17 protein-coding genes are annotated in these 22766 nt (G+C 52.7%); 6 read left to right on the forward strand and 11 right to left on the reverse strand.

From position 1 onward, the window contains the following. Positions 1-24: 24 nt before the first annotated feature. From hslU to priA, 5 genes are all read right to left on the reverse strand, one after another. Positions 25-1356, reverse strand: coding sequence for an HslU--HslV peptidase ATPase subunit (hslU, locus tag ACLD11_RS10745; RefSeq protein WP_183060162.1), 1332 nt, complete (start codon positions 1354-1356; stop codon positions 25-27). Between the two features lie 9 nt (positions 1357-1365). Beyond that, complete coding sequence (gene hslV, locus ACLD11_RS10750; RefSeq protein ID WP_000208240.1) at positions 1366-1896, reverse strand: ATP-dependent protease subunit HslV; 531 nt, start codon at positions 1894-1896, stop codon at positions 1366-1368. Between the two features lie 91 nt (positions 1897-1987). Then, complete coding sequence (ftsN, locus tag ACLD11_RS10755) at positions 1988-2959, reverse strand: cell division protein FtsN (RefSeq protein ID WP_000068814.1); 972 nt, start codon at positions 2957-2959, stop codon at positions 1988-1990. 93 nt (positions 2960-3052) lie between these two features. Beyond that, positions 3053-4078, reverse strand: coding sequence for a DNA-binding transcriptional regulator CytR (cytR, locus tag ACLD11_RS10760; RefSeq protein WP_000841337.1), 1026 nt, complete (start codon positions 4076-4078; stop codon positions 3053-3055). A gap of 154 nt (positions 4079-4232) precedes the next feature. Next, positions 4233-6431: a primosomal protein N' gene (gene priA / locus ACLD11_RS10765; RefSeq protein WP_411014890.1), complete on the reverse strand. Its 2199-nt coding sequence runs from the start codon at positions 6429-6431 to the stop codon at positions 4233-4235. 203 nt (positions 6432-6634) lie between these two features. Between priA and rpmE the strand changes: the two genes are divergently transcribed. Further along, positions 6635-6847, forward strand: a complete 213-nt coding sequence (gene rpmE, locus ACLD11_RS10770; protein ID WP_000715284.1) for a 50S ribosomal protein L31 — start codon at positions 6635-6637, stop codon at positions 6845-6847. Between the two features lie 44 nt (positions 6848-6891). Here the strand turns inward: rpmE and ACLD11_RS10775 are convergent, their stop codons facing one another. The 3 genes from ACLD11_RS10775 to metJ all read right to left on the reverse strand — a co-directional run bounded on the left by ACLD11_RS10775 (position 6892) and on the right by metJ (position 10448). After that, positions 6892-7521, reverse strand: a complete 630-nt coding sequence (locus tag ACLD11_RS10775) for a TIGR02117 family protein (RefSeq protein WP_411014891.1) — start codon at positions 7519-7521, stop codon at positions 6892-6894. Between the two features lie 381 nt (positions 7522-7902). Then, the gene (locus ACLD11_RS10780; RefSeq protein ID WP_411014892.1) at positions 7903-9693 is read right to left on the reverse strand and encodes an aryl-sulfate sulfotransferase; all 1791 of its coding nucleotides are present in this window, start codon (positions 9691-9693) and stop codon (positions 7903-7905) included. Between the two features lie 437 nt (positions 9694-10130). Next, entirely contained in the window at positions 10131-10448 is a 318-nt protein-coding gene (metJ, locus tag ACLD11_RS10785) for a met regulon transcriptional regulator MetJ (RefSeq protein ID WP_000852811.1), read from the reverse strand. 264 nt (positions 10449-10712) lie between these two features. Here metJ and metB point away from each other — a divergent pair, with 264 nt between their 5' ends. Next, a complete protein-coding gene (gene metB / locus ACLD11_RS10790) occupies positions 10713-11873 on the forward strand; it encodes a cystathionine gamma-synthase (protein ID WP_183060160.1) in 1161 nt (386 codons plus the stop codon). Positions 11874-11875: 2 nt separating this feature from the next. After that, the gene (locus tag ACLD11_RS10795; RefSeq protein ID WP_183060159.1) at positions 11876-14308 is read left to right on the forward strand and encodes a bifunctional aspartate kinase/homoserine dehydrogenase II; all 2433 of its coding nucleotides are present in this window, start codon (positions 11876-11878) and stop codon (positions 14306-14308) included. Between the two features lie 115 nt (positions 14309-14423). Here the strand turns inward: ACLD11_RS10795 and mscS are convergent, their stop codons facing one another. The 3 genes from mscS to ACLD11_RS10810 form a co-directional block, all read right to left on the reverse strand. Continuing rightward, positions 14424-15281 (reverse strand): small-conductance mechanosensitive channel MscS, encoded by an 858-nt coding sequence (gene mscS, locus ACLD11_RS10800; protein WP_000398244.1) that lies wholly within the window; start codon positions 15279-15281, stop codon positions 14424-14426. Positions 15282-15283: 2 nt separating this feature from the next. Then, positions 15284-16282 carry a hypothetical protein gene (locus ACLD11_RS10805; RefSeq protein ID WP_411014893.1) on the reverse strand — a complete coding sequence of 333 codons (999 nt, stop codon included), beginning with the start codon at positions 16280-16282 and terminating at the stop codon, positions 15284-15286. A 234-nt stretch (positions 16283-16516) separates the two neighbouring features. Further along, positions 16517-17641: a cytoplasmic protein gene (locus ACLD11_RS10810; protein ID WP_411014894.1), complete on the reverse strand. Its 1125-nt coding sequence runs from the start codon at positions 17639-17641 to the stop codon at positions 16517-16519. Positions 17642-17776: 135 nt separating this feature from the next. Between ACLD11_RS10810 and ACLD11_RS10815 the strand changes: the two genes are divergently transcribed. The 3 genes from ACLD11_RS10815 to katG all read left to right on the forward strand — a co-directional run bounded on the left by ACLD11_RS10815 (position 17777) and on the right by katG (position 22763). Further along, a complete protein-coding gene (locus ACLD11_RS10815; RefSeq protein WP_411014895.1) occupies positions 17777-19333 on the forward strand; it encodes a bifunctional metallophosphatase/5'-nucleotidase in 1557 nt (518 codons plus the stop codon). Between the two features lie 194 nt (positions 19334-19527). After that, positions 19528-20418 carry a methylenetetrahydrofolate reductase gene (metF, locus tag ACLD11_RS10820; RefSeq protein WP_000007507.1) on the forward strand — a complete coding sequence of 297 codons (891 nt, stop codon included), beginning with the start codon at positions 19528-19530 and terminating at the stop codon, positions 20416-20418. A gap of 164 nt (positions 20419-20582) precedes the next feature. Next, positions 20583-22763, forward strand: a complete 2181-nt coding sequence (katG, locus tag ACLD11_RS10825) for a catalase/peroxidase HPI (RefSeq protein ID WP_000108102.1) — start codon at positions 20583-20585, stop codon at positions 22761-22763. The last annotated feature ends 3 nt before the right edge of the window (positions 22764-22766 follow it).

A 22766-nucleotide genomic window follows, 5' to 3' on the forward strand; every position in this document is an offset into this window, starting at 1 on the left:
GTGATGAAAATGCATTGGACGCGATTATAAGATAAAACGGCTTAGATCTTCATCTGCGACCAGCGCATCCAGATGTTTGCTCACATATTCCGCATCAATTGTGATGTTTTGGCCGTGCAGATCGCTGGCGTTATAGGAAATCTCTTCCATCAGACGCTCCAGTACGGTATGCAGACGGCGCGCGCCGATGTTTTCGGTGGTTTCGTTAACCTGCCAGGCGGCTTCGGCAATACGTTTAATACCGGAATCGGTGAACTCGATATTGACGCCTTCAGTTGCCATCAGCGCTTTATACTGCACGGTGACGGAGGCGTTTGGCTCGGTCAAAATGCGTTCGAAATCGCTGGTGGTCAGCGCCTGAAGTTCAACGCGAATCGGCAGACGGCCCTGCAGTTCCGGGATCAGATCAGACGGCTTCGCCACCTGGAACGCGCCAGAGGCGATAAACAGAATATGATCCGTTTTGACCATCCCGTGTTTGGTCGAAACCGTGCAGCCTTCTACCAGCGGCAGTAAGTCGCGCTGTACGCCTTCGCGTGAAACATCCGGGCCGGAGGTTTCGCCACGCTTACAAATTTTGTCAATTTCATCGATAAACACGATGCCGTGCTGTTCAACCGCGTCAATAGCGTCCTGTTTCAGCTCTTCCGGGTTGACCAGCTTAGCAGCCTCTTCTTCAACCAACAGTTTCATCGCGTCTTTAATTTTCAGCTTACGCGGTTTCTGTTTCTGACCGCCCAGGTTCTGGAACATAGACTGCAACTGGCTGGTCATCTCTTCCATGCCCGGAGGCGCCATAATCTCTACGCCCATCGGCGCGGCGGCGAGGTTAATCTCGATCTCTTTATCGTCGAGCTGGCCTTCGCGCAGTTTTTTGCGGAACGTTTGACGGGCGGCAGAAGGCTCCTGCTGCTGTTCGGCCTGGCCCCAGTTATTTTTTGCGGGTGGGATCAGTACGTCGAGAACACGTTCTTCCGCCAACTCTTCCGCACGATAGCGGTTTTTCTCGATAGCCTGTACGCGAACCATTTTCACAGCGGCATCGGTCAGATCGCGGATGATAGAGTCCACTTCTTTACCGACATAGCCCACTTCGGTGAATTTGGTGGCTTCAACTTTAATGAACGGCGCGTTGGCGAGTTTTGCCAGACGACGGGCGATTTCGGTTTTACCGACGCCGGTCGGGCCAATCATCAGAATATTTTTCGGCGTTACTTCGTGGCGCAGCTCTTCATCAAGCTGCATACGACGCCAGCGGTTACGCAATGCAATCGCCACGGAACGCTTTGCGTTATCCTGGCCGATAATGTGTTTGTTCAGTTCGCTGACAATTTCGCGTGGGGTCATTTCAGACATGAGAGGTCCTTACGCTTTGGCGGTCAATTCTTCAATGGTGTGGAAATGGTTGGTGTAAATGCAGATATCGCCTGCAATATCCAACGCTTTTTCAGCAATTTCGCGCGCGCCGAGCTCGGTATTTTCCAACAGAGCGCGAGCGGCAGCCTGGGCATAAGGACCGCCGGAGCCGATAGCAATTAAATCGTTTTCAGGTTGCACGACATCGCCGTTACCCGTGATGATGAGCGAGGCGGTTTCATCCGCGACGGCCAGCAACGCTTCCAGTTTGCGTAGCATACGGTCGGTACGCCAGTCTTTCGCCAGTTCAACGGCGGCTTTGACCAGGTGCCCCTGATGCATTTCCAGTTTACGTTCAAACAGCTCGAACAGCGTGAATGCATCCGCAGTACCGCCCGCAAAGCCCGCAATGACCTTGTCGTTGTAGAGGCGGCGGACTTTCTTCACGTTGCCTTTCATTACTGTGTTACCCAGTGTGGCCTGACCATCACCGGCGATTACCACGTGGCCGTTACGGCGTACGCTTACTATTGTTGTCACGAGCAGACCCCTTGGTTACTAATGCTGAATTGCGGCCCCGTACGGCGTACGGGGCATAATGCAAGTATAGATGGGGGAGATTTTGAGGGTTTCAACCCCCGGTGGCGAGTCGAATGCAGTTTGTATGGCCCGCCATCTTCAGACGGTTAATGGTGCTGTCGGCATTTTCTTTACCTTTCACCGGCCCGATAACCACGCGATTCCAGCCGTTATTGGTGGTAATTTTGGAGTCAAAGCCTTCAAACGCCAGCTGAGCGCGGACGCTTTCTGCCTGCTCGGCGCCTTTGAATGAACCACATTGCACCATCCAGCGACGTTCATCTTTTTTCTCTGCTGTCGCCTTCGGCGCTTCAGGCGCGCGCGTAATTGGCGCGGCTTTCGGCGCTGCCGCGCTGGTATGCGCCGGCGTTTGCAGCAAATCCTGATAAGGTTGCTGCGAGGCCGTCTGCTTCGGCGGCTGACTTTGGCGCGCAGGTTGCGCCGGGGCGGACTGTACCGTGCGCGTTTGCGGCTGCTCGTTTACCCGCGGCTGCGTGCGTGGTTGCTGAACAGGCTGCGTTTGAGCCCACTGCTGCTGCGCCTGACGCTGGCGCTGTAGCGTTTGCTGGCGTTGTTCTGGCGTCTGTTCGTTCCACGGCACTTCGTTAAGTTGCGTCGGCTGCTGACGCATATCCGCCTGCATCTGTTCCAGAAGTTGACGCTGCTCGCTGGTGAGCTGATTCGGATTCATGACTTCGCCGCCGGCGGACGGTTCCGTTGGCGTACGCACGCCCGGCTGGCGACTTTCCAGCTCTTTGATGTAACGCCAGCGCTCTTCCGGTTTTGGCGGAAGCCCATTGCCGGTGACTTTCTGGTTTTGTAGCGTTTCGGACTCTTCTTTCTTATGGTGAGTAATGAAGTACAGACCGCCGATAAAGGTCACAAGGACGGCTGCCGCAATCGCGACCATTGCCGGCGAGACGGCAGGCATGTTGCTTTGCTTCTTCCGTGAGTTCCGTGAGGTGCTCTTTTTGCGCCGCGAAGGAGCCGGTTGGCCGCGACGTACATAATCTCGTTGTGCCACTATCGTTTCGCTGTATTTATTCGTTCGTCAGCCCGTCATGTTACTGAAGCGGCGGGCCTTTGACCAGACAGGTGAGTCTTAAAGCTATTTACTTTAGGGTAAAGCGCGCGTAGAACCGCGAATAATCAGCTCGCAATCCATTAAACGCGAGCCGCTGCTCACATTTTGCCCCTGCATCTGATCGAGCAACAGCAGCATCGCCTCGCGACCAATGTCAAAACGCGGCTGCGCCACGGTTGTCAACGGAGGGTCGCAAAACTCGGCCAGCGCGATATTGTCAAAGCCGATAATCGACAGATCGTCAGGCACTTTCAGACCCTGGCGCTTGGCCCAGGAGAGGGCGCCCAGCGCCATTACGTCGCTATGACAAAAGACGGCGGTAGGCGGCAACGGTTGCTCAAGCAACTGCTTTAATGCGTTTGCCCCGGCTTCAAAGGTAAAGTCGCCACGGGCGATGTAATGCGGATCGACCACAATGCCACTGCGCCTTAATGCCTGTACGTAACCTTGTAAGCGATAGTGACAGAGCGGCATATCTTCCGGCCCCGCAATACAACCAATCCGCTTGTGGCCCAAATCCAACAGGTAGTTCATGGCATTGAACGCGGCGGTCAGGTTATCGATATGTACCGTCGGCAGTTCAAGCTCCGGCGCGAACTCATTCGACATCACCATCGGAGGCAAATTGCGCTGCTCCTCAACGCTGGCGTCAAAGGGCAGTCGGGAACTGAGAAGTACCATGCCGTCGATCTGTTTGGTGATGATGAGATTAAGAAAGGTTTTTTCTTTCTGGTTTTGATGGGCGCAATCGCCAATCAGCACCAGATACCCCTGTTCTGCCGCGGTCACTTCGATACCGCGGATAATTTCACTGAAGAAGGGATCGCAAATATCCGGGACAATCACCAGAATCGTACGGGATTCATTGCGTTTTACATTTCGCCCCATCGACTGCGGGAAATAACCCACTTCAAGCGCGGCCTGTTCAACCCGGCTACGGGTCGACTGGGAGACTTTATCGGGGTTCATTAACGCGCGGGATACGGTTGCCGTAGAGACTTTCGCCTTCAACGCAACATCCTTCATCGTAGCGGCAGTAACCTGCTTGTTCGATTTCACTCTTTCTCCTCGCCTGGGAACTGCTGGCGCAGATCTATCCCTGGTAACACTCATCGAAAACATTTTTATCAGATAGTGCGTGGAAGCGGTTACAGAATTTTCATAAAAAGTGTGATGGATCTTTAATTTTACGATCCGCCTCGCATCGTGGGGACTATCCTTCAATCGGATCGACGTCCAGAACCCATTTAACTTTCCGCGCTTCAGGGAGCGTATTGATCAACGCCAGCGTGCCGCTGATGATGTGTTGCAGGCGAATCCGTGAAGGATGCTGAAGTAAAATTTGCCAGCGATAGCGGCCGCCGCGTTTTGGCGCGAGGGCCGGAACCGGACCTAAGATCCACAGCTTATCGTCTGATAGCGGGCTGGCCTGAATCAGATTACGCAACTGCTGGAGAAAGACGGGCGCCTGCTGATTGTTGTGATCCTCTGCGCGAATAATGACGTGGCTGGTCCACGGCGGAAGCTGGAGCGTTTGCCGTTCCGCCAGCGCCTGCTCCGCAAACGCATCATAGCCTTTATACAGTAACGTTTGCAGCAGGGGATGCTCAGGATGGTGCGTTTGGAGCACCACTTCGCCCTGTTTGCCCGCGCGCCCGGCGCGGCCGGAAACCTGAGTGTAGAGCTGGGCAAAGCGTTCCGCCGAACGAAAATCTGCGGAAAAAAGCGCGCCATCGACGTCCAGCAACGCCACCAGCGTGACGTCCGGAAAGTGATGGCCTTTCGCCAGCATTTGTGTGCCTATCAGAATGCGCGCTCCGCCGCGGTGAACTTCCGCCAGATGCTGCTCCAGCGCGCCTTTACGACTGGTGGTATCACGGTCGATTCGTGAGATCGGCACGCCGGGGAAGAAGGGCGCCAGCGCCTGCTCCAGCTGTTCCGTCCCTAACCCAACCGGTAGCATATGTGTGGAGCCGCAGGAGGGGCACTGACGCGGTACCGGACGCTGGCTGTCGCAGTGATGACAGCGTAAATGATGCTGCGCCTGGTGCAGCGTGTAGTAGTGATCGCAACGCGGGCACTCCGCAATCCAGCCGCAGTCGTGGCAAAGCAGCGCGGGCGCGAATCCCCGGCGGTTAAGAAATAAAATTACCTGATTGTCGGCCTGGAGATGTTGGCGCATACGGGCGATAAGGGCGGGCGCCAGTCCCGCCTGAAGACGCTGGCCTTTTAAATCCAGCACATGCTGCAGGGCTGGGCGGGCGTTGCCTGCGCGCCGCGTCAGACGCAGCATCCGGTATTTTTTCTGCCGCACGTTGCATAACGTTTCCAGGGCTGGGGTGGCGGAGCCGAGAATAATCGGGATCTGCTCGCTATGGGCGCGATACACTGCTAAATCGCGGGCATGGTAGCGCCACCCTTCCTGCTGTTTATAAGAGCTGTCGTGCTCTTCGTCGATGACAATCACGCCAAGATTTTTAAACGGCGTAAACAGCGACGAGCGCGTGCCGATGACAATCGCCGCTTCGCCGTTTTTCGCTTTCAGCCATGCCGAAAGACGCTCGCTGTCGTTTAGCCCGGAATGCAGCACTTCCACCGGCGCGTTAAAACGTTCGCGAAAACGGGCGATCGTTTGCGGCGTCAGGCCGATTTCCGGCACCATCACCAGCGCCTGTTTGCCCTGGGCGAGGACGTTTTCCAGCACGCTCAGATACACTTCGGTCTTGCCGGAACCGGTTACGCCTGCCAGCAACCAGGCGGAGAAACCGTCCGACGCGCTGTGAATCGCGCCGACTGCTGTCGCCTGTTCGGTATTCAGCCGCAGGCGCTCTCCTGCGACGGCATAATGCTCCCGCCAGTCGGTAAACGCGGGCATTTCACTGGCAAGCTCACAAAGCCCCTTACGCCGCAGCGTTTGCAGCGTGGCGTCAGTAAAATCAAGCTCGGCTACCTGATAGCGCCAGATCTTTCCTTGCCGTAGCGCCGCCAGCGCCTGTTGTTGTTTGGCGGAGCGTTTCAGGCTGTTGATGTCGACGGCTTGCCCCTCTTCGGTGGCGAACCAATACCATAGGGGCGCGTTGCTGGCTGGTTTTCCCTGACGCAGTAAAACCGGCAGAGCGTGAAACAGAACGTCGCCGAGGGGATGGTGGTAGTAATCCGCCGCCCAGAGGAGTAAGCGCCAGATGGAGGGAGAAAAGATTGGCTCGTTATCCAGGATTTCAATGACCGATTTTAATTCATCGAGCGGCAATTCGCTGTGGTCGCTAACCGAGACGACAATGCCCACGCGCTCTTGCTGCTTGCCGAACGGCACGCGCACGCGGCACCCGGCTTTGGCGACCCCGCCTTCCGGCAGCAGGTAATCAAAGGTTCGGGGAAGCGGAACGGGCAAGGCAACGTGCGCGACGGACATAGCATCTTCCTGACTTGAAATTTCGTCGGGTAGTATACACATTACGATAAGGGAGCGCGGATCAGTTTGCATACGGTGGTCAAATTCTGTATGATTCGCCGCCTTTGGTGCGTGTTGTGAGCATCAAACCCTTTACTATTAACTTCGCGTGGTGTCTGGCGTTAGGGCTGGAAGAGCGACGCGGCCTTACACTGAGGTTCCCCATGAAAAAAGGTATTCACCCGAATTACGTAGAAATTACTGCAACCTGTTCTTGCGGTAATGTTATCAAAACCCACTCTACCGTGGGTCACGACCTGAACCTGGACGTGTGCGGCAAATGCCACCCGTTCTTCACTGGTAAGCAGCGTGTTGTTGATACCGGTGGTCGTGTTGAGCGCTTCAACAAGCGCTTCAGCATCCCTGGCAGCAAATAAGTTACCGCCAGAAAAAAAGCGCCGCAGGGCGCTTTTTTTGTTTTCTAGGGATAACAGTATTTGTTCAGACACATTCTGTGATCCGTAATCGCTTTCATTACGCTTCCTGCCGTGAGTTTTAACGAAGGATTTATAGTCAGTCCCGCGCTTTCCAGCCCCTTCGCTGTCCATTTATTGCAGGTATTGAGTATGCCGTAGCGGCCATTCGCGGCGTAAAACTGGCTATCGCCGTAAATTCCTTGTTTTAACGGAATCAGATTACCCTCTGCGTCACGCGCAAAGCTGCGGCCCAGATAACGCATCAGACTGTTACGCTGGTTTGTGTGCAGGAGCAGTGATTTTATCTCGCTACCGGCGAAATAGCGTTCTGGTTGACCGGAAAAGGCGACGATGTGCATAACCGCGCCGGATGACCAGAACATGGCCTGGAGCGTAAGCGCGGTGGTTATTTCTTGTGACTGATAAAAGCCCTTATCGCCCCAGCCGATTTCATACCACTGCGTCTCCTGAGCGAACCGTTTTTTAAGCTGTGGCAGAACGGTATTAACATCATGGGCCGGCGCAATAATTCCCGTGTGCCAGCCATGACTGACGATATAGATTTCCGTCGGGGAGGGCTGTCCGCCTGTCGTAGGTTTTACGGCTTGTGGAAAGGTTGTGCAGCCATATAGCAATAAACTTAGAGCCTATCCCATTAGGGCTATTTTACTTGCCATTCTGGTCCTGGGCAGTGCTCAAAATCCTCACGTACTACGTGTACGCTCCGGTTTTTGCGCGCTGTCCGTGTCCAAACTGGCTGCGCCAATAACGCCTAATGGGATAGGCTCTTAACCAGGCGATAAAGAGATTTTTCATGACATATCACCAGCAAAGGCGCGGTATGTTGCGGCGTTTGTCTAATGACGCTGCGCTTATCGGGTCGGTGCTGGATTGGTAATCCATTGATATTTTTGCATTCCTCTTCGAGGGCAATAAGGTGAATGTCGTAACTACAATACGTTTTAACCATTCAGGCGGAAGTTGGCTTCCGCCTGTTTTACTTTTACTATCACGCTTTATTTTTTAAACATCTGCTCTGGATCGATAATCAGCGCCCGATAGCCCAGCATACCGGCACGGTTACTGTGTACTTTTAGCTCCAGCATCACATCCTGAGTACCGTCTTTGACTTCATCCAGAACGGAGACGATTGGATTTGTACCGCTCATTCCCGCTGTGGCCGAGTACATGAACATCGTTTTGGTTTCCGGGCGATATTCCGTGACGGAAGTAATGGCGCTGTACCAGTCAAAACCGCGCTCTTTACCATATTCCCACATTTGGGAAACCGTCATATTTTTTTCGTCAATCTGATATTCCACGCCGCGGGAATATTTCATTGACGGCATGGCCGGTTGTTCCATGCCGCGCGCATCGCCGTTATCAAAGGCGGTCACGACGGTGTTACCTCCGGTACTTTTGGATGGCACTAACCAACCGGTATGCTGTGTCCATGTCCAGTCAAATCCACCGTCGCAGTGGTGCGCTTCGCAGGTTAGCGGTTTACCGTTGCTGTCTACGGGTTTCAGCACTTTTTTCGCCAGTTCGCCTTTCCAGCCGGATGGATCGGAAAGTATCCATTTCACTTTTTTATCGCGGCCAATTTTGATGATGGCAGACTGGTGGCGCGAGCTAATGATAATGCTGTCGTCGCGAGGATCGTAGCTGACGGAGTTAACATGCGCCCAGTTGCGGCCCGGGCCGGAGCCCGCGATATCGCCGAAGGGTTGTTTTGCAAGCTGCTCTTTGGTCATGACCTGACCGGAATGTTCGGCATCGACGCTCAAACATACCGCTCCCTGATCCATCGCCAGAATAACGTCGTCACGATAGGGGTCGAGGATTTTTGGCAGATCCCAGTAATCGACGGTATCGCCGTTCTGGTCAACTTCAAGAATATGATCACGCACAGTATTGATTGTGAATTTATCATTTAATGGATAATTTTCTTTTGCGACACGCAGCAGGTAGGTGCCTTTCGGCGTTTCGGTAATGGCGTGCGAAAAATCAATAAATCCTTTTGGCAGTCGTTTATCAGAAATAACGCGGCCTAAGAAATCATATTTAAAGTAACGTTGACCCTGGCCAAAAATAAGATTGCCATCGTTAACCTGATGGAAGCTCATCATGGAACCAAAGCGCGTTATATCATCCTGGTTACGGAATTTATCAATATTCATATAGCCGCGAACATCGCCATTCGTATCGCTAATCCAGTTGATACCGGTATAATCCCAGTTCGCCGCGCCGCCTGCGACATGCATAATGTGGCCTGCTCTTGGCATCCCCGTTATATGGTTAAAAAGATATAAGCGTTTTTTAAGCGAGCTATCGACTTTAACCGGTTCTACTGTAGGAAGAACGGCGGTTTGCCCGGTAGTCGAGGGTAATGATACCGGTGCGGCGTAAATGGACCACGTATAAGTTTGTTTTTTACCTTCTTCAGTCCAGTCTACTTTAACTTTATTGACATAATCTGGATACAAGCCAAATACAGGTATGCCGTCATGGGTATTTATAGCCTGCGGGCCGACATCATAACTGATCGGTATACCTTTTTCCCCTTTCCCTAAAACGGTAACCTTCACGTTCTGCACATTATGATTGGCTTTATTAATGATTGCTGTTAATGGGAAAACGCCGCCGTAGGGTGCGACATCGACCATACCTAATGGCCCTTCATGGACTGGAATGACATCTGATGATGCGACCATTGGCCTGTTTGGGTCTAAAACGCCTGAGGCTAAAACGCTGCCGCTCAAACACAGGCAGCATAATACAGGTAAGACTTTCCTTGTAAATAACATATTTATTTCCCCATTCGATATTATCGATAAAATGAATGTATATTGACCTTCTTATTTATCGGAGATGAAAAACATTTAAGAAAGTAAAGCAATCCGCGGAGAGGAATAATGATGTTGGTCACAAATATGAGGTGTTCATGGTGTTTTTAACAATAATCATCATTATTCTATTTATTCAGTAAATATATGGCGGTGTATTATTGTTCATGGGCGCTTTGCTACGTGAAACATTAAATAAATATTGGAAATTTAAATATAATAAAATTATATCGGTTATGGCATTCCGGGGATTTTTTTCAGGGAAATAACGAAGATAAATTTATCTATCGAGGGCTATTCGGGAAGATGAACGTTTAGAAAAATGTCGGAGATAGCCGTGTACAGGGGGAATCGTTAAAAAAGCGCGGCCAGAGGCGTTCTGACCGCATGCTTTGCTATCAGTATTCCCACGTTTCCGGGTCAATCCCCATCTCACGCATGATCTCTTTTGCCGCTTCCGGGATTTCATCGCTGCGCTCTTTTCGCAGATCGGCATCATCCGGTAAGGGTTGCCCGGTAAAGGCGTGCAGAAATGCTTCACACAACAGCTCGCTGTTGGTGGCGTGGCGCAGGTTGTTCACCTGACGACGCGTACGTTCATCGGTGAGGATTTTTAACACCTTCAGAGGAATGGAAACCGTAATTTTTTTGACTTGCTCACTCTTCTTACCGTGCTCAGCGTATGGGCTGATATATTCGCCGCTCCATTCAGCCATGAGATACTTAATCCTCTTCGTCATTAATATTGAGGTCTGAACCTGAGCCCGGACCATAATCGCGCGTAGTTTACCGTAGTGGCGCGGCCCTGACACGAAGTTAGCGGTCGCAGATGTGCGCTAATGCATATAATTTTAACGGCTATTTGCGGTTTGCTCAATCTATACGCAAAGAAGTTTAGATGTCCAGATGTATTGACGTCTATTGTGGTAGTGGTTAATCTGTGGCCTGACTTTCACCGACTCAGCCAGGAATATCTTCATATGACGCGTAAACAGGCCACTATCGCAGTGCGTAGCGGATTAAACGACGACGAGCAATACGGCTGCGTTGTGCCGCCAATCCATCTCTCCAGTACCTATAACTTTACCGGTTTCAATGAGCCGCGCGCGCATGATTATTCCCGCCGCGGTAATCCCACGCGTGATGTGGTTCAGCGCGCATTAGCGGAACTGGAAGGCGGCGCGGGCGCGGTATTGACGAATACCGGCATGTCGGCGATTCATCTGATCACCACCGTTTTCCTCAAGCCGGGCGATCTGCTGGTCGCGCCGCATGATTGCTATGGCGGCAGTTATCGTCTGTTTGACAGTCTGGCGACACGCGGCTGTTATCGTGTGCGGTTTGTCGATCAGAGCGATGAACGCGCCTTACAGGCGGCGCTGGAAGAAAAACCGAAGCTGGTACTGGTAGAAAGTCCAAGTAATCCATTGTTACGCGTGGTGGATATTGCGAAAATCTGTCGGCTGGCGCGCGAGGCGGGCGCAGTGAGCGTCGTTGATAACACGTTTTTAAGCCCGGCGCTGCAAAATCCGCTGGCGTTGGGTGCCGATCTGGTGTTGCATTCATGCACGAAATATCTCAACGGTCATTCGGATGTCGTGGCCGGCGTGGTGATTGCTAAAGATCCGGAAATGGTCACTGAACTGGCGTGGTGGGCGAATAATATTGGCGTCACTGGCGGGGCGTTTGATAGCTATCTGCTGCTGCGTGGCCTGCGTACGCTGTCGCCGCGTATGGAGGTGGCGCAGCGTAATGCGCAAGCGATTGTGGATTACCTGCAAACCCAGCCGCTGGTGAAAAAGCTGTATCATCCGTCGCTGCCGGATAATCAGGGACATGAGATTGCCGCGCGTCAGCAAAAAGGCTTTGGCGCAATGTTGAGTTTTGAACTGGATGGGGATGAGGAGACGCTGCGTCGTTTTCTGGGCGGGCTGTCGTTGTTTACGCTGGCGGAATCTTTAGGGGGAGTGGAAAGTTTGATCTCTCACGCCGCCACCATGACGCATGCCGGTATGTCGCCGCAGGCGCGTGCCGCCGCCGGGATCTCCGAAACGCTACTGCGTATCTCCACCGGTATTGAAGATGGCGAAGATTTAATTGCCGACCTGGAAAATGGCTTCCGGGCTGCAAACAAGGGGTAAACATGAGTGTGATTGCGCAGGCAGGGGCGAAAGGTCGTCAACTGCATAAATTTGGCGGCAGTAGTCTGGCGGATGTGAAGTGTTACCTGCGTGTCGCAGGCATTATGGCGGAGTATTCGCAGTCTGACGATATGATGGTAGTGTCCGCCGCAGGCAGTACCACCAACCAGTTGATTAGCTGGCTCAAGTTAAGCCAGACCGATCGCCTTTCTGCGCATCAGGTATTACAGACGTTACGCCGCTACCAGTGCGATCTGATTAGCGGGCTGCTTCCCGCCGACGCGGCAGATGATTTAACCAGCGCTTTTATCAGCGATCTGGAACGTCTTGCCGCCTTGCTCGACGGCGGCGTAACGGATGCCGTCTATGCTGAGATCGTCGGACACGGCGAAATTTGGTCGGCGAGATTGATGTCCGCCGTCCTGAATCAGCAGGGGCTGGATGCCGCCTGGCTGGACGCGCGCGCATTTTTACGCGCCGAACGCGCCGCACAGCCGCAGGTTGATGAAGGGTTATCTTATCCTTTATTGCAACAGCTACTGGCGCAGCATCCTGGCAAACGTCTGGTCGTGACCGGTTTTATCAGCCGCAATCATGACGGCGAAACGGTCCTGCTGGGCCGCAACGGTTCCGACTATTCCGCCACGCAAATCGGCGCGCTGGCGGGCGTTTCCCGCGTGACCATCTGGAGCGATGTCGCGGGCGTTTATAGCGCCGACCCGCGCAAAGTGAAAGATGCCTGCCTGCTGCCGTTGCTGCGTCTGGACGAAGCCAGCGAGCTGGCGCGTCTGGCGGCACCTGTTCTGCACGCCCGCACGCTACAGCCAGTGTCCGGCAGCGATATCGATTTGCAGTTGCGCTGTAGCTACACGCCGGATCAAGGGTCAACCCGAATTGAACGAGTGCTGGCTTCCGGAACGGGCGCGCGTATCGTGACCAGTCACGATGATATCTGTCTGATTGAGTTTCAGGTGCCCGCCAGCCAGGATTTCAGGCTGGCGCACAAAGAGCTCGACCACATTTTAAAACGGGCGCAGGCGCGTCCGCTGGCGGTGGGCGTGCATCGCGATCGCCAGTTATTGCAGTTCTGCTATACCGCCGAGGTAGCGGATAGCGTACTGAAACTCCTCGACGATGTCGGGCTGCCGGGCGAATTGCGCCTGCGGCAGGGGCTGGCGCTGGTGGCGATGGTCGGTGCGGGCGTCACTCGCAATCCGCTACACTGCCATCGCTTCTGGCAGCAGCTTAAAGGTCAGCCAGTGGAGTTTACCTGGCAGTCGGAGGAGGGCATCAGTCTGGTGGCGGTGCTGCGTACCGGCCCGACTGAGAGCCTGATTCAGGGGCTGCATCAGTCGGTTTTCCGCGCCGAAAAACGCATTGGCCTGATGCTGTTCGGTAAGGGGAACATCGGTTCCCGTTGGCTGGAACTGTTTGCCCGTGAGCAAAGCACGCTTTCCGCGCGTACTGGTTTTGAGTTTGTGCTGGCGGGCGTGGTGGATAGCCGCCGTAGCCTGCTGAATTATGAAGGGCTGGATGCCAGCCGCGCGCTGGCATTCTTTGATGATGAAGCCGTTGAGCAGGATGAGGAGTCGCTGTTCCTGTGGATGCGCGCTCATCCGTATGATGATTTAGTGGTGCTGGATGTGACAGCAAGTGAGCAACTGGCCGATCAGTATCTGGATTTCGCCAGCCACGGTTTTCATGTGATTAGCGCTAATAAACTGGCGGGCGCAAGCGCCAGCGATAAGTATCGCCAGATTCATGACGCGTTTGAAAAAACCGGGCGTTACTGGCTGTATAACGCCACCGTGGGCGCGGGATTGCCGATCAACCACACGGTGCGGGATCTGATTGACAGCGGCGATACGATTCTCTCGATCAGCGGGATCTTCTCCGGGACGCTATCCTGGCTGTTCCTGCAATTTGACGGTACGGTGCCGTTTACCGATCTGGTGGATCAGGCCTGGCAGCAGGGGCTGACCGAACCCGATCCGCGCGTCGATCTTTCCGGAAAAGATGTCATGCGTAAGCTGGTGATTCTGGCGCGCGAGGCGGGATACGACATCGAGCCGGATCAGGTGCGTGTAGAATCGTTGGTGCCAGCGCATTGTGAAGAAGGGTCTATCGATCACTTTTTCGAAAACGGCGACGCGCTGAATGAACAGATGGTGCAGCGTCTGGAGGCAGCCCGCGAACTGGGGCTGGTGTTGCGTTACGTGGCGCGTTTCGACGCCAATGGCAAAGCACGCGTCGGCGTTGAAGCGGTGCGTCCGGAACATCCGCTGGCGGCGCTGCTACCGTGCGATAATGTCTTTGCTATTGAAAGCCGCTGGTATCGCGATAACCCGCTGGTGATCCGTGGGCCGGGCGCGGGTCGCGATGTGACCGCCGGGGCGATTCAGTCGGATATCAACCGCCTGGCGCAGTTGCTGTAATAAAGGTAAGTTCGTGAGCGAAGCGCCGGGTTGCGCTTCGCTCCCTCATCAATACGTTATGCAGTCATTCTGTAGATACTGATATACGAAGCGCCATCCGATTGCTGACGAAACATTATGGCGTGATGCTTTTTACATTCTCAACCCGGACATCCATCCGGGGGTAAGGAATATTGATGCCGTTTTCATCCATTGCTTCCTTGATATTTTCCAGAAGATCGTAGTAAGTACTCCAGTACTGAGCGTTGGGCACCCATACGCGAACATAGAAATTCAGGCTAGAGGGCGCAAGTTCGCCCAGGCGGACCGTAATATCGCGGGTTTTATCAATGCGATGATCTTGTTCAATAATACGATGTATCACGCTTTTTACGTCAGCAATACGGCTTTGGTAATCCACGCCAATAATCAGATCAATACGTCGATAGGGGTGTCGTGAATAGTTGATAATATTATCAGCAATAATTTTACCATTCGGGATGACAACTTCTTTGCTATCCGCAGTGAGCAGAGTGGTGGAGAAAATATGGACCTTTTCTACTGTGCCGATAACCAGGCCAATTTGTACAATTTCCCCGGCGCGGAAAGGGCGCAGGGAGACAAGCAGTACGCCTGCGGCAAAGTTGGAAAGTGACCCTTGCAGCGCCAGGCCAATGGCTAAACCCGCCGCGCCGATAACGGCAATAATTGAGGAGGTTTCTATACCGATACGGCCAAGAGCGGCTACTGCCGTGAAAGCTATCGTGATGTAGCGAACCAGCGCGGAGAAAAAGTGGACAATAGTGGCATCCACTTGCCGCCTGAGAAGTAATTTTTCCAGCCCCCTCGATAGTAAGCGAGCTATTAACTTACCGATGAAAAGTAGAATGATGGCGGCAACAACATTCCAGCCAAAATGAATTACCGAGTCACTGTGCTCGGCCATCCATTTGATCGCGCCTTTAATTTTTGGAAATAACTCAAAACCTTCCATGTTTATCCTCTGTCAGCAGTATCCGCGGTATTAGCGGTAATAAAACGGTTCATTTTTGCCTGGATAATCGCCGCGCCGACGGGTGGCAGCAGTAACGCCCAGAATAGTGTCCAGCCGGTTCGTATTCCGCCATCTTCGTTTTTATTCGCCAGCAGAGCGCGGATTTCATCGCTAAGCGTCAGACACAATATTGCTGTGCCAAACGGCATAATTGCTGACAGCCATACCGCGCCACATGCGGTCATGAGTCGGGGCGAAGGCGCCACAAACTGCATTTCCCGGTGAATTCTGAAGAACCAATAAATAATATAAAATGGAATGAAAAAGGCCAATAATGCGACGACAACGGGTTCTGCGCACTCAGGGCGCTGGGTTGATGAGAACCTTTTGGGTGGTGCAATATAGAAAAGTTCTTTTTTGAGCGGTAATAGTAGCAAAAGCGCGATAACCGCTAAAGTCATCGCGATTATTCCTATATAAGGAATTGAGTATATAAATATAGACAGATAGCTAGCGATGATAAATTTGAACAGTAAGCAGAGGCTAAATAAAATAACAAATGTCTGTGCACTGCCGATAGCGCTGAAAAGCAGCATGGGGACTAACAGCGTTATGATCCCCACACCCAGACTAATTAAAAACTGCGCTATAATAAGCCTGTCTACGTCAGATGGGCCATTTACGCAGAAGGAACAGACCACGCCAATGATTACCAGTAGCGCAACAAAGTAGAAGGGGTAACAATTTTTTATATGGCAGACAAACCAGCTGGCAACCATACCCAGGAGGTATCCCAGTTGGCCGCCAACGAGAATAACACCAATACGATCGGCTGGAATAGACAGTGATTTACTCCAAAAATAAACACCATACGACGATCCCAGCGAACTGATAAAAGAGAGCACCAAAAAGAAAAAAGTGATCCCCCAGAATCGATAGCTACTCAGGAGATCGGCGCAGGTCCATTTTTTATCTGACATTGACGGTAAAGTAATTTCCATATTTATCCCTTGTTTCCCATAGAAAATAAGAATGTATAGAACTATTTAAATTGATAATAAATATTGATTATGTGAATAACGTTTATAGCCGATTTTAACTTAAAACGAAGGGCCATTTTATCAAATAGTTCTATTCTTTTTCAGCGTATAAAAGCAGGATGTGAGGTGATTAAATCTATAGCGCCTTCTGAATGATAATCTGTGATTTTTTATGCGTGGCATTACATCATTGGGTTAAATGTGATTCCATTGTGAGTTATATTTTTCCGTCAGCAAATACAGAATTTGCGTGACGCGTTTGGCGGAATAGTGGGCGCTTTGCTGGAATTCAGGTTGTTGCCATAGCCAGGTAACAAAGCGGCGACTGGCCGCCAGATTAACGGCGACACCTTGTTCTAAGTGGGAACCAGTTAACGAACAGACCATTTTGCGGTTGTGACCTTGCCCCCAGAGTTGCCACTGATTTTGCCACCATCCCTGCCATGTTTTGCCTAACAGTTGCCACTCTGCGCGGCAATCGTCATCGTTTATCTCTTCCTCAACGAACCACAGCGAGGAGAGACGCTGGCGAAACCGCTCCGCCCATGCCGTAATGACCGCGCCGCGCAAAAAACACTCATGGGCAATGATGTGTGTCGTGACATCAGGAAAGCGGTTTTTCAGCACCCGAAAATGACCATGCGCCGTAATGACCGGGCGAAGTATTGTTCCTTGCGCGTTACGTTTAAGCGCCGCCGGGCCATACTGAATCTCATCGAACTGACTACGCTGTAAAAATTGCCGTTCTTTAATGGCGATACGGTGAATAATATCGCCATCCTCACCCTCGGGCGGCGCAATTCCTTTCCAGTGGTAATGCAAACTCTTTCCGGCAGAAAGTAACGTGAAATTGCTGGAAAGGTGAAGAATATTGCCGCGAACAGCGTCAAAACTGAATAAAAAGTACAATTGTTGGAAGGCATTCGCTCCCTGAAACGGTACGAGCAGCGGAATACTGCAAATCTGTTCCGGCGTTTCGGCGGCATTCAGCGCGTGCTGTTTTGGCGTCCAGACCTTCTTACAGTACTGGCACTGAAGTCGCTGCGTTCCGCCGGGATTACGTCCATAGCGAATCCATGTTTTTTGATAGCAGTCGGGACAAAAGTGACCATACTCTTTGGCATATTGCGCGATATAAGCAGACGCCCAGCGGCGAAATTCCCCCTCGTTGAAGAGCGGCGGATAACTGCCGCAGGCTCGACAATGCAATGCCGGATAACCCAGGCGATAGTCCGGCCACACATAATCCGGCGAGTCAGGCAGCCCAAGATTGCGACAACCAGCGCTTTTGCAGGCATTAATGGTGAACAGAGGCGGCATACATTTTACCAACGATTTTGGCAGGTCGTTGATTCTGCCTTCATAAAACGGTACGCGGGTGTGAGGACTCTCACATAAAAAAACCTTTCAGAACGTAACGTAGCGAATCTTTATATGACTGAAAGGGACTTATTTATGAAAGTAAAACTGCTTGCTGCCGGTATTTTGTTCACGCTGCCGTTCTGGGCCTGCGCCAAAGATGTCACCATTATTTACACCAACGATCTTCATGCTCACGTAGAGCCTTATAAAGTGCCGTGGATTGCTGACGGTAAACGCGATATTGGCGGTTGGGCCAATATCACTACGCTGGTGAAGCAGGAAAAAGCCAAAAATAAGGCGACGTGGTTTTTTGATGCCGGAGATTACTTTACCGGACCGTATATCAGCAGCCTGACGAAGGGTAAAGCGATTATCGATATTTTGAATACCATGCAGTATGACGCTGCCACTATCGGTAATCATGAGTTCGATCATGGCTGGGACAATACATTGTTGCAACTGAGCCGGGCAAAATTCCCTATCGTGCAGGGCAATATTTTTTATGAGGACAGCAGTAAATCCTTCTGGGATAAGCCGTACACCATTGTTGAAAAAGATGGCGTAAAAATTGGCGTAATCGGTTTACACGGCGTATTTGCTTTTAATGATACGGTTTCTGCGGCGACGCGCGTGGGCATTGAGGCACGCGATGAAATTAAGTGGCTGCAACGTTACATTGATGAACTTAAAGGTAAAGTCGATCTGACCGTGGCGCTGATTCACGAAGGCACCCCGGCCCGCCAGTCCAGCATGGGAAATACCGATGTGCGACGCGCGCTGGATAAAGATATTCAGACCGCAAGTCAGGTAAAAGGGCTGGATATTTTGATTACCGGCCACGCGCATGTCGGTACGCCGGAACCGATTAAAGTCGGTAATACGCTGATCCTCTCAACGGACAGCGGCGGTATTGATGTCGGCAAACTGGTGCTGGACTACCAGGAAAAGCCGCACCACTTTACGGTGAAAAACTTCGAGCTTAAAACCATTTTTGCTGATGAGTGGAAGCCCGATCCGCAAACGAAACAGGTGATCGACGGCTGGAACAAAAAGCTCGATAAAGTCGTGCAGCAGACGGTGGCGCAGTCGCCGGTTGAGCTGACCCGCGCGTATGGCGAATCGTCGTCGCTGGGGAATCTGGCGGCGGATGCGCTGCTTTTTACGGCGGGGAAAGACACCCAGTTAGCGCTTACTAACTCTGGTGGTATCCGCAACGAAATCCCGGCTGGCGCGGTGACGATGGGGGCGGTAATCAGTACCTTCCCGTTCCCTAATGAACTGGTCACGATGGATTTAACCGGTAAACAATTGCGCAGCCTGATGGAGTATGGCGCTGGATTAAGCAACGGCGTATTGCAGGTGTCTAAAGGGCTGGAGATGAAGTATGACAGCAGCAAACCTGTCGGCCAACGGGTTACCGTGCTGACACTCAATGGCAAGCCGATTGACGATGCTACGGTTTATCACATCGCTACCAACAGCTTCCTTGCCGACGGCGGCGATGGTTTTGCGGCATTCACGGAAGGCCAGGCGCGGAATACCTCCGGCGGCTACTATGTGTCGAATGCGATAGTTGATTACTTTAAGGCGGGCAACACCATCACGGATGAGCAGCTCAAAGGAATGCGCGTTGCGGATGTGAAGAAGTAATTTCCCCTGCCGCGGCGCGTTCAGTGCCGCGGCGTGACATGAAGAAAATTCATCTTTGCTGAATATTCCTCATTCTTTGGCGTGATTTTTCAGTTGACGTCCTTCCGCTTTTCCGTCATTTTTACATCTGGACGTCTAAACGGATAGATGTTTACAACACAACAAATAATAACATGCGATTGATGAGGTAAGGTATGAGCTTTTTTCACGCCAACCAGCGGGAAGCCCTGAATCAGAGCCTGGCGGAAGTACAGGGTCAGATTAACGTTTCGTTTGAATTTTTCCCGCCGCGCACCAGTGAAATGGAGCAAACCCTGTGGAACTCCATCGATCGCCTGAGCAGTCTGAAACCGAAGTTTGTTTCGGTAACGTATGGCGCCAACTCCGGGGAGCGCGACCGCACTCATAGCGTTATTAAAGGCATTAAAGAGCGTACTGGGCTTGAGGCCGCGCCGCACCTTACCTGTATTGACGCCACGCGCGATGAACTGCGCACCATCGCCCGCGACTACTGGAATAACGGTATCCGCCACATTGTCGCTTTGCGCGGCGATTTGCCGCCGGGCAGCGGTAAGCCGGAGATGTACGCCGCCGATCTGGTTGGTTTGCTCAAAGAGGTGGCCGATTTCGATATTTCAGTAGCGGCCTATCCGGAGGTACATCCGGAAGCGAAAAGCGCGCAGGCCGATCTGCTTAATCTGAAGCGTAAAGTGGATGCTGGCGCTAACCGCGCGATAACCCAATTTTTCTTCGATGTGGAAAGCTACCTGCGTTTTCGCGACCGCTGTGTTTCCGCCGGTATCGACGTAGAAATTATTCCCGGCATTTTACCGGTGTCTAACTTTAAACAGGCGAAAAAATTTGCCGATATGACCAATGTCCGCATTCCGTCCTGGATGTCACTGATGTTTGAGGGGCTGGATGATGACGCAGAAACCCGCAAGCTGGTGGGCGCTAACATTGCGATGGACATGGTGAAAATTTTAAGTCGCGAAGGAGTGAAGGATTTCCACTTCTACACGTTGAATCGTGCGGAAATGAGTTATGCCATTTGCCACACGCTGGGCGTAAGACCCGGTTTATAATTTCCAGCTCCCTGCCGGGAGCTTTATTACACCTCATATTGATCTACATCTCTGTAACTAAAAATATAAAAGGTATTAGCTATCGAATCTGTGGATTAATTCAACTATATCTATTTGCTCCTGGTGTATATCGTAACGGTAACACTTTAAAAGGGAGCTGAGATATGAGCACGACCGACGATACCCATAACACGTTATCCACTGGAAAATGTCCTTTCCATCAGGGGGGGCATGACCGAAGCGCAGGCGCAGGGACAGCCAGCCGCGACTGGTGGCCGAACCAGCTTCGTGTGGATCTTTTGAATCAACATTCCAACCGTTCTAACCCGCTGGGTGAAGACTTTGACTACCGCAAAGAGTTTAGCAAGTTAGACTACTCCGCCCTGAAAGGGGATCTCAAGGCGCTGCTGACCGATTCACAACCGTGGTGGCCCGCCGACTGGGGCAGCTATGTCGGTTTGTTTATTCGTATGGCCTGGCATGGCGCTGGCACCTACCGTTCTATTGATGGTCGTGGCGGCGCGGGTCGTGGTCAACAGCGTTTTGCGCCGCTTAACTCCTGGCCGGATAACGTCAGCCTGGATAAGGCGCGTCGTTTGTTGTGGCCGATTAAGCAGAAATATGGCCAGAAAATTTCCTGGGCCGACCTGTTTATTCTGGCGGGTAACGTGGCGCTGGAAAACTCCGGCTTCCGTACCTTCGGTTTCGGCGCCGGGCGTGAAGATGTCTGGGAACCGGATCTGGATGTGAACTGGGGCGATGAAAAAGCCTGGTTGACTCACCGACACCCTGAAGCGCTGGCAAAAGCGCCGCTGGGCGCGACCGAGATGGGCCTTATCTACGTTAACCCGGAAGGGCCGGATCACAGCGGCGAACCACTTTCTGCCGCCGCCGCTATTCGCGCTACCTTTGGCAATATGGGGATGAACGACGAAGAGACCGTGGCGTTGATCGCTGGCGGGCATACCCTCGGTAAAACCCACGGCGCGGCAGCGGCATCCCATGTAGGGGCCGATCCGGAAGCCGCGCCGATTGAAGCGCAGGGCTTAGGTTGGGCCAGCAGCTATGGTAGCGGCGTTGGCGCGGATGCTATCACCTCCGGGCTGGAAGTGGTCTGGACGCAGACGCCGACCCAGTGGAGCAACTATTTCTTCGAGAACCTGTTCAAATATGAGTGGGTACAAACCCGTAGTCCGGCTGGCGCTATCCAGTTTGAAGCGGTAGACGCGCCGGACATCATCCCGGACCCGTTCGATCCGTCGAAAAAACGTAAGCCAACCATGCTGGTCACCGACCTGACGCTGCGTTTTGATCCGGAGTTCGAGAAGATTTCCCGTCGTTTCCTTAACGATCCGCAGGCCTTTAATGAAGCCTTTGCTCGTGCCTGGTTCAAACTGACGCACAGAGATATGGGACCAAAAGCGCGTTACATCGGACCGGAAGTGCCGAAAGAAGATCTGATCTGGCAGGACCCGTTGCCGCAACCGCTCTACCAGCCAACGCAGGAAGACATTATCAACCTGAAAGCGGCGATCGCTGCATCCGGGCTTTCTATTAGCGAGATGGTTTCGGTTGCCTGGGCATCCGCGTCTACTTTCCGCGGCGGCGATAAGCGTGGCGGCGCTAACGGCGCGCGTCTGGCATTAGCGCCTCAGCGCGACTGGGATGTCAACGCCGTTGCGGCTCGCGTTCTGCCGGTATTAGAAGAGATCCAGAAAACGACGAATAAAGCCTCGCTGGCCGATATTATTGTGCTGGCGGGCGTGGTCGGTATCGAGCAGGCGGCCGCTGCTGCGGGTGTCAGCATCAGCGTACCTTTTGCGCCGGGCCGGGTGGATGCGCGTCAGGATCAGACCGACATCGAGATGTTCTCGCTGCTTGAACCGATTGCCGATGGATTCCGTAACTATCGTGCGCGTCTGGATGTGTCGACGACCGAATCGCTGTTGATTGATAAAGCGCAGCAGTTAACGTTGACCGCGCCGGAAATGACGGTACTGGTTGGCGGGATGCGTGTGCTGGGAACCAACTTTGACGGCAGCCAGAACGGTGTCTTTACCGACAGACCGGGCGTGCTCAGCACAGACTTCTTCGCTAATCTGCTGGATATGCGTTACGAGTGGAAGCCCACCGACGACGCTAATGAGCTGTTCGAAGGCCGGGATCGTCTGACTGGCGAGGTAAAATACACGGCAACCCGCGCCGATCTGGTGTTTGGTTCCAACTCCGTACTGCGCGCGCTGGCGGAAGTTTACGCGTGTAGCGATGCGCACGAGAAGTTTGTGAAGGACTTCGTCGCGGCATGGGTGAAAGTGATGAACCTGGACCGTTTCGATCTGTTGTAAATC

Source organism: Salmonella sp. 741265116_PST, from assembly GCF_046567715.1.
In the GTDB taxonomy this organism is placed as follows: domain Bacteria; phylum Pseudomonadota; class Gammaproteobacteria; order Enterobacterales; family Enterobacteriaceae; genus Salmonella; species Salmonella enterica.